15 protein-coding genes are annotated in these 12,830 nt (G+C 60.7%); 4 read left to right on the top strand and 11 right to left on the bottom strand.

Annotation, left to right across the window (positions count from 1 at the left end; all coding sequences use genetic code 11):
* Nucleotides 1-8 precede the first annotated feature (8 nt).
* The 4 genes from BOP96_RS09030 to exbB form a co-directional block, all read right to left on the bottom strand.
* The gene (locus tag BOP96_RS09030) at nucleotides 9-929 is read right to left on the bottom strand and encodes a hydrogen peroxide-inducible genes activator (RefSeq protein ID WP_003195523.1); all 921 of its coding nucleotides are present in this window, start codon (nucleotides 927-929) and stop codon (nucleotides 9-11) included.
* 156 nt (nucleotides 930-1,085) lie between these two features.
* On the bottom strand, nucleotides 1,086-1,832 hold the full coding sequence (locus BOP96_RS09025; RefSeq protein ID WP_003195521.1) for an energy transducer TonB family protein: 747 nt from the start codon (nucleotides 1,830-1,832) through the stop codon (nucleotides 1,086-1,088).
* Nucleotides 1,829-2,254, bottom strand: a complete 426-nt coding sequence (gene exbD / locus BOP96_RS09020) for a TonB system transport protein ExbD (RefSeq protein WP_003195519.1) — start codon at nucleotides 2,252-2,254, stop codon at nucleotides 1,829-1,831. The genes BOP96_RS09025 and exbD overlap by 4 nt, the downstream gene beginning before the upstream one ends.
* A gap of 6 nt (nucleotides 2,255-2,260) precedes the next feature.
* Complete coding sequence (exbB, locus tag BOP96_RS09015) at nucleotides 2,261-3,244, bottom strand: tonB-system energizer ExbB (RefSeq protein ID WP_003195517.1); 984 nt, start codon at nucleotides 3,242-3,244, stop codon at nucleotides 2,261-2,263.
* A 187-nt stretch (nucleotides 3,245-3,431) separates the two neighbouring features.
* On the opposite strand from exbB, the gene BOP96_RS09010 reads away from it, so the two are divergent.
* Nucleotides 3,432-4,283 (top strand): SDR family oxidoreductase, encoded by an 852-nt coding sequence (locus tag BOP96_RS09010; RefSeq protein WP_034134060.1) that lies wholly within the window; start codon nucleotides 3,432-3,434, stop codon nucleotides 4,281-4,283.
* 125 nt (nucleotides 4,284-4,408) lie between these two features.
* On the opposite strand, the gene BOP96_RS09005 is transcribed toward BOP96_RS09010, so the two are convergent.
* The 6 genes from BOP96_RS09005 to BOP96_RS08980 all read right to left on the bottom strand — a co-directional run bounded on the left by BOP96_RS09005 (nucleotide 4,409) and on the right by BOP96_RS08980 (nucleotide 9,702).
* Nucleotides 4,409-5,149, bottom strand: coding sequence for a hypothetical protein (locus BOP96_RS09005; RefSeq protein ID WP_014720485.1), 741 nt, complete (start codon nucleotides 5,147-5,149; stop codon nucleotides 4,409-4,411).
* Nucleotides 5,150-5,205: 56 nt separating this feature from the next.
* Nucleotides 5,206-5,586 carry a RidA family protein gene (locus BOP96_RS09000; RefSeq protein ID WP_003176922.1) on the bottom strand — a complete coding sequence of 127 codons (381 nt, stop codon included), beginning with the start codon at nucleotides 5,584-5,586 and terminating at the stop codon, nucleotides 5,206-5,208.
* Between the two features lie 24 nt (nucleotides 5,587-5,610).
* Nucleotides 5,611-7,716 carry a bifunctional GTP diphosphokinase/guanosine-3',5'-bis pyrophosphate 3'-pyrophosphohydrolase gene (gene spoT, locus BOP96_RS08995; protein WP_003195510.1) on the bottom strand — a complete coding sequence of 702 codons (2,106 nt, stop codon included), beginning with the start codon at nucleotides 7,714-7,716 and terminating at the stop codon, nucleotides 5,611-5,613.
* A 60-nt stretch (nucleotides 7,717-7,776) separates the two neighbouring features.
* Nucleotides 7,777-8,040, bottom strand: coding sequence for a DNA-directed RNA polymerase subunit omega (rpoZ, locus tag BOP96_RS08990; protein WP_003195508.1), 264 nt, complete (start codon nucleotides 8,038-8,040; stop codon nucleotides 7,777-7,779).
* 167 nt (nucleotides 8,041-8,207) lie between these two features.
* The gene (gene gmk, locus BOP96_RS08985; protein WP_019818119.1) at nucleotides 8,208-8,828 is read right to left on the bottom strand and encodes a guanylate kinase; all 621 of its coding nucleotides are present in this window, start codon (nucleotides 8,826-8,828) and stop codon (nucleotides 8,208-8,210) included.
* A gap of 10 nt (nucleotides 8,829-8,838) precedes the next feature.
* The gene (locus tag BOP96_RS08980; protein WP_014720484.1) at nucleotides 8,839-9,702 is read right to left on the bottom strand and encodes a YicC/YloC family endoribonuclease; all 864 of its coding nucleotides are present in this window, start codon (nucleotides 9,700-9,702) and stop codon (nucleotides 8,839-8,841) included.
* Between the two features lie 286 nt (nucleotides 9,703-9,988).
* On the opposite strand from BOP96_RS08980, the gene rph reads away from it, so the two are divergent.
* Nucleotides 9,989-10,711, top strand: a complete 723-nt coding sequence (gene rph / locus BOP96_RS08975) for a ribonuclease PH (RefSeq protein ID WP_003195497.1) — start codon at nucleotides 9,989-9,991, stop codon at nucleotides 10,709-10,711.
* Nucleotides 10,712-10,733: 22 nt separating this feature from the next.
* A complete protein-coding gene (locus tag BOP96_RS08970) occupies nucleotides 10,734-11,102 on the top strand; it encodes a DUF4870 domain-containing protein (RefSeq protein WP_003195495.1) in 369 nt (122 codons plus the stop codon).
* Between the two features lie 59 nt (nucleotides 11,103-11,161).
* Here the strand turns inward: BOP96_RS08970 and BOP96_RS08965 are convergent, their stop codons facing one another.
* Nucleotides 11,162-11,941 (bottom strand): exodeoxyribonuclease III, encoded by a 780-nt coding sequence (locus tag BOP96_RS08965; protein ID WP_003195493.1) that lies wholly within the window; start codon nucleotides 11,939-11,941, stop codon nucleotides 11,162-11,164.
* Between the two features lie 82 nt (nucleotides 11,942-12,023).
* Here BOP96_RS08965 and pyrE point away from each other — a divergent pair, with 82 nt between their 5' ends.
* Nucleotides 12,024-12,668, top strand: a complete 645-nt coding sequence (pyrE, locus tag BOP96_RS08960) for an orotate phosphoribosyltransferase (RefSeq protein WP_014720483.1) — start codon at nucleotides 12,024-12,026, stop codon at nucleotides 12,666-12,668.
* The last annotated feature ends 162 nt before the right edge of the window (nucleotides 12,669-12,830 follow it).

Genomic DNA, 12,830 nt, shown 5'->3' with positions numbered 1-12,830 from the left:
ACCGTGGCTTAGCTCGCAACGGGCGGCTTGGCCACCGAACACAGACGGATCGAGTCCGCGAGGATCTCAATCGCTTTGGGGCGCGGGAAGCTGGCGCGCCAGGCAATCGCCACGGTACGGAAAGGCACCGGCGGCGTGAGTGGGCGAACTTCGATCACGCCCTGGGCGTAGTGATGGCTGTCTACCGCAGACAGCGGCAGGATCGAAATGCCCAGGCCGGAAGCGACCATATGGCGAATGGTTTCCAGGGAGCTGGATTCCACCGTGGTGTGCTTGGCGCCGTCGTTGCCCTTGGTCAGGGTCGGGCAGGCTTCCAGCACCTGGTCGCGGAAGCAGTGGCCTTCACCGAGCAGCAGCAGGCTCTTGTCGTTGAGCAGGCCGGCGTCGATGGTGTCCTTCTTGGTCCACGGGTGAGAGGCTGGCATCAGCACATAGAACGGCTCGTCGTAGAGCGGCAGGGTCAGCACGTCCGCTTCGTTGAAGGGCAGGGCGATGATGATCGCGTCCAGCTCGCCGTTGCGCAGTTTGTCGCGCAGCACGTGGGTGAAGTTTTCTTCGATATACAGCGGCATCTGCGGCGCGACGCGATGCAGTTGCGGGATCAGGTGCGGGAACAGGTAGGGGCCGACCGTATAGATCGCGCCGACCTTGAGCGGCGCGGTCAGCTGGTTCTTGCCGGCCTGGGCCAATTCGCGAATGCTTTGCGCCTGTTCCAGGACCTTCTGCGCCTGGGCAACGATGCCTTCGCCCACCGGGGTGAGGCGAACGGCGCTCTTGCTGCGCTCGAAAATCAGCACACCGAGTTCGTCTTCAAGCTTTTTCACACCCACCGACAGCGTCGGCTGGCTGACGTGGCAACGCTCGGCTGCATGGCCGAAGTGCTGTTCTTGGGCGAGGGTCACGATGTAGCGTAATTCTGTGAGAGTCATAGCGGGCGTCCATGAGGTTGCGGGCCAAGCATACCGGCTGCAATCGATAGACGCACGTTATCAGAACTTTGCTGGGGATTGAGTGGGGAGTGTCGGAATTTTGCTGAGGTAATAAAGCGAATGTGGGAGGGCACCAGTCCCTCCCACAGTGCTCTGTCAGCGGCGACGCTTGTCGATGTTGTAGACGAACGGCGCGACCAGTTCGACGCTGCCGTTTTTCAACAGGTCTGCCGGTGGCTTGGGTAGCGGCTGAGCCTTGCGGATCATCTCAAGCGTTGCACGGTCCAGGTCGGCGTTGCCGGAGCGGCCTTCCAGTTCGTAGGACAGCACATTGCCTTCGCCATCGACCACGAAGCGCAAGCGGTTCATACCTTCCTTGCCACTGCGTTGGGCGCCGGGCGGGTACTTCTTGTACTTCTGCAGGTGCGCCAGCAACGTGCTTTGCCAGGATGCCTGGGCGGCCAGCTGCTGTGCCGACGGGCCCGGTGTAGGCTGGGCGGACTTCTGCGCAGGTGCGTTGCTCGGCGGCGTTTCGCTCGGTGGCTCCTCGGAAGGTTTCTCCTTGGGCGGCTCGGGCTTCTTCTCCACCGGCTTTGGCGGTTGTGGCTTAGGCTTGGGCTTGACCGGCTTGGGCACCTGGATCGTTGGCTTGGGCGCCTCGGCCAGCTTCGGCAGGGGCAGCTCTTCGACCGGTGGTGGCGGCGGCGCAACGACCTTGGGCGGTGCTGGAGGCGGCGGTGGCGCTGGCAGCGGCGCCAGGTCGATGACCATGGCGGCAGGTGGCAGCTGGATCGCCTGCGGCGCGGACCATTGGAGCGCGATGATGATCGCGACGGCATGCACGCCCAGCACGACGGCGAGGCTGGTGCCATAACGCGTCAGTTTGTGGCGCGTCGTGATCATTTCTTGGCTGCCGTCTCAAGTCCGACCAGGCCTACCTTGAGGTAGCCGGCTGCCCGCAGGGCATCCATCACGCTCATCAGGTCGCCATAGTCCACGCCTTTGTCGGCCTGGAAGAAGATCGTCGTGTCTTTCTTGCCTTGGGTCTTGGCATCCAGCACCGGCCCCAGGGTTTCAGCCTTGACCTCTTCTTCGCCCAGGAACAGGCGTTGGTCCGCCTTGACGCTGAGGAATATCGGTTTCTCTGGCCGCGGCGCCGGCTTGGCGCTGGACGCGGGCAGGTCCACTTTGATGTCCACGGTCGCCAGCGGTGCCGCCACCATGAAGATGATCAGCAGCACCAGCATCACGTCGATAAACGGCGTGACGTTGATTTCGTGGTTCTCGACGAGTTCGTCGTCGCCTTGATTCAAATGCAGGCCCATGGCCGATTACCCCACTTTCACCATGTGCGGTTGCGAGCTGCGCTCGGTAGGCAGGTGATCGAGGTCACGGCTGACCAGCAACAGGACTTCAGCCGATGCATCCGATACCTGAGCCTTGTAGCCGGCAATCGAACGGGCGAAGACGTTGTAGATCACCACCGCAGGAATCGCGGCAACCAGGCCCAGGGCGGTAGCCAGCAGGGCTTCGGCGATGCCAGGGGCAACGACGGCGAGGTTGGTGGTCTGGGTTTTGGCGATGCCGATGAAGCTGTTCATGATGCCCCACACGGTACCGAACAGGCCGACGAAGGGCGCAGTGGAACCGATGGTGGCGAGTACGCCGGTGCCGCTGCTCATGTTGCGGCCACAGGCGGCAACCAGGCGCTCCAGGCGGAAGCTGACGCGTTCCTTGATGCCTTCTTTTTCGCGAGTGTTGGCCGACAGGCGCATTTCTTCCAGCGCGTCGTGCACCAGCAGGTTGGCCAGGGTGCCCTTCTTGGTCGCGGTTTCGCTCGCTTCCTTGAGGGTGGTGGCTTTTTTCAGGTGGACGATTTCAGCACGCAGACGACGCTTGGCGCCCAACAGCTCGAAGCCTTTGGCAATCCAGATGGTCCAGGTGATGATCGAGGCAATGGCCAGGCCGATCATCACAGCCTTCACTACCACGTCGGCATTCTGGTACATGCCCCATGGCGACAGGTCGTGGGCCATGCCCAGGGTGTTGTCTTCTTCCAGCACCACGCCGGTTTCGTCGGCAGGTGCGGCAGCGCCGGCGGCCTGGGCCGGGTCGGTGGCCACTGGCGCGACGGCAGGCGCTGCCGGGGTCGCGGCATTTTGCTCGGCGGCTGCTGGAGCGGCGGGAGCGGTGGCGTCAGCGAATGCGGCGGTCGGTGCCAGCAGCACGCTGAACAGCATCGCAGCAATCGCACGCCAGGCGCGGGAGGGACTGTGAAGCTTGGTTGGCGAAGCGGGGTTTGTATGACGTGTCATGCTGGCCGGACCTGAGAGAAAAAATGGGTGATCGTCCTTCCAGACCCAAAGGGTCGAGGACAAATGGGCGGTTATTATTGCAAGTAATTCTTGTTAACTAAAGTGGCACTGTTACTTTATTTCGCTTTTTACTGGCCGTTGATCCACTCGCGCGGCTAATCTGCGCCTTTGAGAATGGAGTTTTATGATGTCTGCGCCTTCTGTTGTGATTGCCGGTTGCGGCGATGTGGGTAGTCGGCTGGCTAGCCAATTGCTGGCCTCGGAATGGGAGGTCCACGGCCTGCGCCGCGATATTTCACGCTTGCCCGACGGCGTGATCGGCATCGCCGGTGATCTGTTCAAAAAGGATTGCCCTGACACCTGGCCGATCGGCGGCGTGGATTACCTGGTGTACTGCGCCGCTGCCACCGACCACGACGAGGCCGGCTATCGCGCTGCTTACGTGCAAGGGTTGCAGCATGTGTTGGAGTGGCTGGGCGATTACGGCCAGGAGCCGAAACATCTGCTGTTTGTCTCCAGCAGCAGTGTTTACGGGCAGCAGAACGGCGAGTGGGTCGACGAAACGTCCGAGACGCAAGCGAAGGGCTATTCCGGGCAGGTGATGCTGGAAGCTGAGCAAGTGGCGCTCAATAGCGGCATCCCGGCCACCGTTGTGCGGCTGACCGGAATTTACGGCCCGGGTCGGGAATGGCTGCTGACTCAGGTTCGCCAAGGCTATCGTGTAGCGGTTGACCCGCCTTTATATGGCAACCGAATTCATGCTGATGATGCCGCGGGCCTGCTCGCGTTTTTGCTGCGGCATGTGGAAAAAGGCGGTTCGCTGGACAAGTTCTATATCGGCGTTGACGATGCGCCGGCACCACTGGCCGAGGTGGTGGCCTGGTTGCGCGAGTATCTGGGTGTGACCGAGTGGGCTGAAGATGCAAGTGTGCGCCGTGCTGGCAGCAAACAATGCAGTAATGCGCGTATCAAGGCGCTTGGCTGGATGCCGACATACCCGACTTACCGGGAAGGCTATGCGGCGATTCTGAAAGGCTGAAGCGCGCAAAAAATGTGGGAGCTGGCTTGCCTGCGATAGCGGTATATCAATCACATCTTTGTTGGATGTAATACCGTCATCGCAGGCAAGCCAGCTCCCACATTTGGATTTGGGTGAGGCTTTTATTACTTTTCAAGCAACCATTGGCGAGGGCCTGGCGTAAACGAAGGCACTTCATCGGCCTGTGCGGTATTGATCGCCTGGAAGATCTCCAGTTGCTCACCCTTGCGCGCGAAGATCCAAGGGTTGCCCTGGCCGTTCAGTTGCAGCCAGATGCTGTCATAGCCGCCGCTCATGGAGGCGCAATCGCCTGCCAGACAGAGTGAATAACGATCAACCCCCGGTAGGCCGGCGACCTTGCCGTCTGCCTGGAACTGCACCGTGGCGCCGCTGCCGGTGCCGTCGCTGATCTTCCAGTCGCCGCCCATATAGGCCGCGTACAGCGCGCGTTCGAAGTTGGCGCCCAGTGGCGCGCCTTCTGGGGCCGGGTCTTTGGCGCGGGCAAACAGCTGCTCGGGCTCGTTGTCGTTGGCCACTTGCAGCAGTTGCTTGCCTTTGCGCTTGAGTTCGGTGGCAGAGCTGCCATAGAAATCCACGTTCCATGCGCCGGGCTCTTCACCCGACAACTTGCCTTCCGCCACTTCAAAACCGTTGTAGTAGCGGGCCTGCAAGGCCTTGGTGTTGACCTCCCACTCAAGGTTGGGGCCATAAGACTGCAGGGCTTCACGCAAAGGGCCGCCCTTGGCTGCCGCGTCGATGGCGGCCTGGTTGATCCAGGTACCGCTTACATCCAGGTCGGCGGGGTTACTGGCACAGCCACCGAGCAACAGGGCGAGCAACGAAGAGGCTACAAGCGCTTTGCGCATTACGAAATCCTTCTGAAACGAAGTCGGCGCAGCCTTTTGGGGCTGCGCCGGGTGTTTTACTCGATGACCAGAATGGCGTCCATCTCAACCTGTGCACCCTTTGGCAGGGCGGCCACGCCGATGGCGGCGCGGGCTGGGTAAGGTTGTTCGAAGTACTTGCCCATGATCTCGTTGACCTTGGCGAAGTGGCTGAGGTCGGTGAGGAAGATGTTCAGCTTGACGATGTCCTTGAACGAACCACCGGCAGCTTCAGCCACGGACTTGAGGTTTTCAAAGACCTGTACGGTCTGGGCTTCGAAGCCTTCAACCAGTTCCATGGTCTTTGGGTCCAGCGGGATCTGGCCGGACATGTAGACGGTGTTGCCCGCCTTGATCGCCTGGGAATAAGTGCCGATGGCGGCTGGAGCTTTATCGCTGGTGATAACTGTCTTGGTCATGAATGACTCCTTGTAATGGATCGGTTATGCACGCATGCGGGTGATGCGGATCACACCGGTCAAGGCGCGCAACTTTTTGATCACGCGGGCCAGGTGCACACGGTCGTGCACGCTGACCACCAGTTGGACCACGCTGATGCGACCATCGCGTTCGTCCATGCTGATTTTCTCGATATTGCCGTCGGCGGCGTTGACGCTGCTGGCCAGCAGGGCGATGAGGCCGCGCTGGTGTTCCAGCTCCACCCGCAGCTCGACGTTGAATTCGCCGGTGACATCCTTGGCCCACGAGAGCTGGATGCATTTTTCCGGGTTGTGGCGGATTTCGGTGATGTTGCGGCAGTTGTCCAGGTGCACCACCATGCCTTTGCCGGCGGACAAGTGGCCGACAATCGGGTCGCCCGGGATCGGCGTGCAACATTTGGCGTAGCTGAGCACCAGGCCCTCGGTGCCGCGAATTGCCAGCGGGCCTTCAGGGCTCGGCAACTGTTCGCCTTCGCCCAGCAGGCGGCGCGCAACCACGTAAGCCATGCGGTTGCCCAGGCCGATATCTTCCAGCAGGTCTTCGATGGTTTCCTGGCGGTACTCGTGGAGCATCGCTTGCACGCGCTCTTGCGGGATCTTGTCCAGGGCGCTGTCGAAGCCGTTGAGCACCTTGTTCAGCAGGCGTTCGCCCAGGCTGATGGATTCGGAGCGGCGCTGCAATTTCAGCGCGTGGCGAATATGCGTACGCGCCTTGCCGGTGACCACAAAGTTGAGCCAGGCCGGGTTGGGGCGAGCGCCCGGTGCGCTGACGATCTCCACCGTGGAACCGCTTTGCAGTGGTTCGGACAGCGGGGCCAGGCGCCGGTTGATGCGACAGGCGATGCAGCTGTTGCCGACATCGGTGTGCACTGCGTAGGCAAAATCGACCGCCGTGGAGCCTTTGGGCAGCTCCATGATCCGGCCTTTGGGCGTGAACACGTAGACCTCGTCCGGGAACAGGTCGATCTTCACGCTTTCGATAAATTCCAGGGAGTTGCCGGCACGTTGCTGCATTTCCAGCACGCCCTTGACCCATTGGCGCGCGCGAGCATGGGTGCCTTTGGGCTGCTCGTCGCCGCTGGACTTGTACAGCCAGTGGGCGGCAATGCCGTTGTTGGCCATTTCTTCCATTTCGCGGGTGCGGATCTGGATCTCGATCGGCACGCCGTGCATGCCAAACAGGGTGGTATGCAGCGACTGGTAGCCGTTGGCCTTGGGAATTGCGATGTAGTCCTTGAAGCGGCCCGGCAGCGGCTTGTACAAATTATGTACAGCGCCCAGCACGCGGTAGCAGGTATCGACCTTGTCGACGATAATCCGGAACGCGTACACGTCCATGATCTCGTTGAAGGCCCGGCGCTTGCCGCGCATCTTCTTGTAGATGCCGTAAATGTGCTTTTGCCGACCGCTGACCTCGCCCTCGATCTCGTCGATCGCCAGGCAATGGCTCAGGGACTCTTCGATCTTGTTGACGATTTCCTTGCGATTGCCCCGTGCGCGCTTGACCGCCTGGTAGATGCGCGCCGAACGCATGGGGTGCATGGCTTTAAAGCCGAGGTCTTCGAATTCGATACGAATGGCGTGCATGCCCAGCCGGTTGGCGATGGGCGCATAGATTTCCAGGGTTTCCTTGGCGATGCGTCGGCGCTTTTCGCCGGACAGCACTTCCAGCGTGCGCATGTTGTGCAGCCGGTCGGCCAGCTTGACCAGGATCACCCGAATGTCTCGGGCCATGGCCATGGCCATCTTCTGGAAGTTTTCCGCCTGGGCTTCGGCCTTGGTCTCGAAGTTCATCTGGGTCAGCTTGCTGACCCCATCGACCAGTTCGGCCACGGTTTCGCCAAATTGCGCACTGAGCGCTTCCTTGGCAATGCCGGTGTCTTCGATCACGTCATGCAGCATCGCGGCCATCAGGCTCTGATGGTCCATGTGCATGTCGGCAAGAATATTGGCCACCGCAAGAGGATGGGTGACATACGCCTCGCCACTGCGGCGGCGCTGGCCGTCGTGGGCTTGTTCGGCATAGAAATACGCTCGGCGAACCAGGTTGACCTGGTCGGCGCCGAGGTAGGCCGATAAGCGATCGGCGAGGGCGTCTATGCTCGGCAAAGTGTGAACTCCTGCCGATGGCTGTGACCCCGCGCCGTGCTACGTCGACCAGGCATAGGCTTAGACGTCCTCGTTGGACTCGCCTTCGAACGCTGCAAACAGCGGTTCGTCTTCAACGATTTCGGCGTTGGCGATGAACTCGTAGCTCATCAGGCCTTCAGCGATTTCACGCAGGGCTACAACGGTAGGCTTGTCGTTTTCCCACTGGACCAGGGGCTCTTTGCCGCCAGTGGCCAGTTGACGGGCACGCTTGGTAGAGAGCATGACCAGCTCAAAGCGGTTATCCACGTGTTCTAGGCAGTCTTCAACGGTTACGCGGGCCATGGTATTCCTCGGAGCGAATGCAAGATGCGCGCTGCCCGGTTGGGCGAGCGGACTGAGCAGTTTAAAAAATCACCAGCGTTTAGGGAAGCGCTGATTTTTCGCAGGCCTTCGCAAAACCGCTACAAGTGCCAATGTAAGGCCCTTGCAGCTGTTTTGGGAAGCGCCAATCAACCGAGCAATTCGGCGAGTAATTTGCCGAAACGCTGCTGTTGGCGCTTTTGCTGCAGTTGGTTGGCGCGGAAAATCGCCTTCAAATCGTCCAATGCGTGGGTGAAGTCGTCATTGATGATCAGGTAGTCGTAGTCGACGTAGTGGCTCATTTCGCTGACGGCCTCACGCATGCGACCTTCGATGATCTCGTCGCTGTCCTGGCCACGGTTGGTCAGGCGCTGGTGCAGGGCTTGGAGCGAGGGCGGCAGGATGAAGATGGAGCGCGCCTTGGGCATCAGCTGGCGCACTTGCTCGGCGCCCTGCCAGTCGATCTCCAGAATCAGGTCGTGGCCTTCGTCCAGGGTCTGTTGCAGGTGGCTCTGCGAGGTGCCGTAGAGGTTGCCGAACACTTCGGCGCGCTCCAGGAAGTCACCGTGTTCGATCATCTTGACGAACTCGGTACGCTCGACGAAGTGATAGTGCACGCCGTCCACTTCGCCCGGGCGCATGGCGCGGGTGGTGTGCGAGACCGAAATGCGGATCTGCTCGTCAGCGTCGGTCAAGGCCTTGACCAGGCTGCTCTTGCCCGCGCCCGAAGGGGCGGAAATGATGTAAAGGGTGCCGGTGCTGTGGGTCATGGAGGGTGCCTTACTCAATATTCTGTACTTGTTCGCGCATTTGCTCGATCAACACTTTGAGGTTGACCGCCGCCGTGGTGCTGCGCGGGTCGAACGCCTTGGAGCCCAGTGTATTGGCTTCGCGGTTGAGTTCCTGCATCAGGAAGTCCAGGCGCCGACCGGCGGCACCGCCCGACTTGAGTACGCGGCGCACTTCAAGGATATGGGTACTCAGGCGGTCGAGTTCTTCGGCCACGTCGCTCTTCTGTGCGAGCAGGACCATTTCCTGTTCCAGGCGCGTCGGGTCGAGGTCAGCCTTCATGTCGGTGAAGCGGTCTAGGACCTTCTGGCGCTGGGTGGCGAGCATCTGCGGTACCAGTTCACGCAGGGTCACTACGTCGGCTTCGATCGATGTCAGCCGCTCGCTGATCAGGCGCGCCAGTTCGGTGCCTTCGCGCTCACGGCCGGCCTTGAGTTCCTTCAGGCCCTGGTTGAACAGGGCGAGGGCTTCGGCATTCAGGGCCTGTGGGTCAGCCGCGTCGGCCACCAGCACGCCGGGCCAGGCCAATACTTCCAGAGGGTTCAATGCGGCCGGCTGCTTGATCAGGCCGGCGATGGTTTCGGCAGCGGCCACCAGTTGGGCGGCGCGGTCGCGGTCGACCTGCAGCGGCTTGCCGGTGGTTTCTTCGGTAAAGCGCAGGGTGCATTCCAGCTTGCCACGGGAAATGCCCTGGCGCAGCGCTTCACGCACGGCGCCTTCGAGGTCGCGGAACGACTCTGGCAGGCGCAGGTGCGGCTCCAGGTAACGGCTGTTGACCGAGCGCAGTTCCCAGCTGAGGGTGCCTTGGGTCCCGGCTTTTTCGACACGGGCGAAGGCGGTCATGCTGTGCACCATGGAGGTACCTCGCGTTGGATAAATAGAAATTGGCCAGGCCGACCTGTAGGAGCGAGCTTGCTCGCGAAGAACGCAAGGCGCCGCGCTGAATCAGGAAGCCCCCGTAATTGTTGGCGTTTTTCGCGAGCAAGCTCGCTCCTACAGTCTGGAGGCGCAGGATTGTAGCGCAGTGGGAGGTAGGCGCCCAAACCCGGGCATTGGTAACCGGATTTTTTAGAAGTGCCCCGAACCGGCTTGCGGCTCTATAATGCTCGGCAGTTTTTCGTCCTCAGTACAGGTATCCCCTATGAAACGTCCAAGTGGTCGCGCTGCCGATCAGCTCCGCTCGATCCGCATCACCCGCAACTACACCAAACACGCCGAGGGATCCGTACTGGTCGAGTTTGGCGATACCAAGGTCATCTGCACTGTCAGCGTCGAAAACGGCGTGCCGCGCTTCCTCAAGGGCCAGGGCCAGGGTTGGTTGACCGCTGAATACGGCATGCTGCCGCGCGCGACTGGCGAGCGTAACCAGCGTGAAGCCAGCCGTGGCAAGCAAGGCGGGCGTACCCTGGAAATCCAGCGCTTGATCGGCCGTTCCCTGCGTGCTGCCCTGGATATGTCCAAGCTGGGTGACGTGACTCTCTACGTCGACTGCGACGTGATCCAGGCAGATGGCGGCACCCGCACGGCGTCCATCACCGGCGCCATGGTGGCCCTGGTCGACGCACTGAAAGTGATCAAGAAGCGTGGCGGCCTGAAAGCGGGTGACCCGCTCAAGCAGATGATCGCCGCTGTGTCGGTTGGCATGTACCAGGGCGAGCCTGTGTTGGACCTGGACTACCTGGAAGACTCGGCCGCCGAGACCGACCTCAACGTGGTCATGACCAGCACCGGTGGTTTCATCGAAGTGCAGGGCACTGCCGAAGGCGCGCCATTCCAGCCGGCTGAGCTGAACGCCATGCTGGCCTTGGCCCAGAAAGGCATGACCGAAATCTTTGAATTGCAGAACGCCGCGCTGGCTGACTGAGCCGGCCCCAAGGAGAAGCGCCATGAATGACAGCCAGTTGCCGGTCCCGGCCCCGTCCAAGGAAGTACGCCAGTGGGCAATGTTGTGTCATTTTGCGGCATTCCTGGGGTTGGTATTCCCCTTCGGCAGCTTGCTGGGGCCGTTGATCCTGTGGCAATTCAAGAAGGACATGGACCCGCTCATCGATGACCAGGGCAAGGAGGCGCTGAATTTCCAGATCACCGTGGCGATCGCCTGGCTGGTGTGCCTCTTGTTGGGCTTCGTGGTTGTTGGCTTCTTGCTGATGACCGTGCTGGTGATCGGGGCGTTGATACTGACGATCATCGCCGGTATCAAGGCCAACAAAGGCATTGCCTATCGCTATCCGTGGACCTGGCGCCTGGTCAAGTAACCGAACGGCCACAAAAAAACCGACATCAGTGTCGGTTTTTTTGTGCCTGGAAAACGACCTCAGATGGTCAATGTCCAGTCGTAGTCCACGATCAGCGGCGCGTGCTGCGAGAAGCGCGGCTGGCGCGGCAGGCGTGCGCTGCGTACGAACCGGCGCAGGCCTGGGGTCAGCAGCTGGTAGTCGAAACGCCAGCCCAGGTTGAGCATCTCAGCCTGTTCGTTATCTGGCCACCAGCTGTACTGGTCGCCTTCGCGGCTGACTTCGCGCAGGGCATCGACATAGCCCATGTTGCCGACAATCTCGTCCATCCAGGCGCGTTCCGGCGCCAGGAAGCCTGGGGATTGCTGGCTGTCGCGCCAGTTCTTGATATCCAGCTTCTGTTGCGCCACGTACAGCGAGCCACAATAAATGTACTCGCGACGTTTACGTCGCTGTTTATCCAAGTAACGGGCGAAATCGTCCATTAGCTTGAATTTCTGGTTCAAGTCTTCATCGCCGTTCTGCCCGGAAGGAAGCAGCAAGGTCGCGATGCTGACCTTGTCGAAATCGGCTTGCAGGTAACGCCCGTAGCGGTCGGCTGTCTCGAAGCCGAGGCCGCTGATGACCGCCTTGGGTTGCAACCGCGAGTACAAAGCCACGCCACCTTGGGTGGGCACTTCGGCATCGCAGGCATAAAGGAAGTAGCCATCCAGTTGGAAGGCTGGGTCGTCCAGTTCAAAGGCGGAGGCACGGGTGTCCTGCAGGCAGATGACGTCGGCATTCTGTGCTTGCAGCCAACTGAGCAAACCACGCTCGACTGCAGCCTGAATACCATTAACGTTCACACTGATGATCCGCATAAATGGCCCCAAAAATCGCGTGCGTGTATGATACACGCCGTCCACCCAATTAGCTAAATCCGTGGTATCTGAGGCTTTTTTCATGCAGGCGTATCAGCGCGATTTCATTCGTTTTGCCATCGATCGCGGCGTTTTACGCTTCGGTGAGTTCACCCTCAAGTCCGGGCGCACCAGCCCGTACTTCTTCAATGCGGGCCTGTTCAACTCAGGTTCGGCCCTGGCTCAGCTGGGCCGTTTCTATGCGGCAGCCATCGTTGAGAGCGGTATTTCCTTCGACGTACTCTTTGGCCCGGCCTACAAGGGTATTCCCCTGGCAGCGGCGACGGCGGTAGCGCTGGCGGAGCATCACGGGCAGGACTTGCCGTGGTGTTTCAACCGTAAGGAAGCCAAGGCCCATGGTGAAGGTGGCAGCCTGGTCGGCGCGCCATTGACCGGCGAGGTGCTGATCATCGATGACGTGATCACCGCGGGTACTGCTATCCGTGAAGTGATGCAGATCATCGCTTCCCAGGACGGCGCCAAGGCTGCCGGTGTACTGATCGCCTTGAACCGTCAGGAACGCGGCAACGGTGAGTTGTCGGCGATCCAGGAAGTGGAGCGTGACTTCGGCATTCCGGTGGTGAGCATCGTGTCGTTGAACCAGGTGTTGCAGTTCCTGGAAGATGACCCGCAGCTCAAGCAGCATTTGCCGGCGGTGCGTGCCTACCGCGAGCAGTTCGGCGTCTGACACTGAATCCTGTGGGAGCGGGCTTGCCCGCGATAGCGGTGTGTCAGGCGGTGCATTTTAGAATGTACTGCCGTCATCGCAGGCAAGCCAGCGCCCACATTTGAACTGTGTACAAACAAAAAGCCCCGCTCAATTCGATTGAGCGGGGCTTTTTGCTTTGCA

Origin of the sequence: Pseudomonas sp. FSL W5-0203, assembly GCF_001896155.1 — a bacterium.
GTDB classification, from domain to species: Bacteria; Pseudomonadota; Gammaproteobacteria; order Pseudomonadales; family Pseudomonadaceae; genus Aquipseudomonas; species Aquipseudomonas paracarnis.
This window is presented reverse-complemented; position numbering and strand designations above follow the sequence as displayed.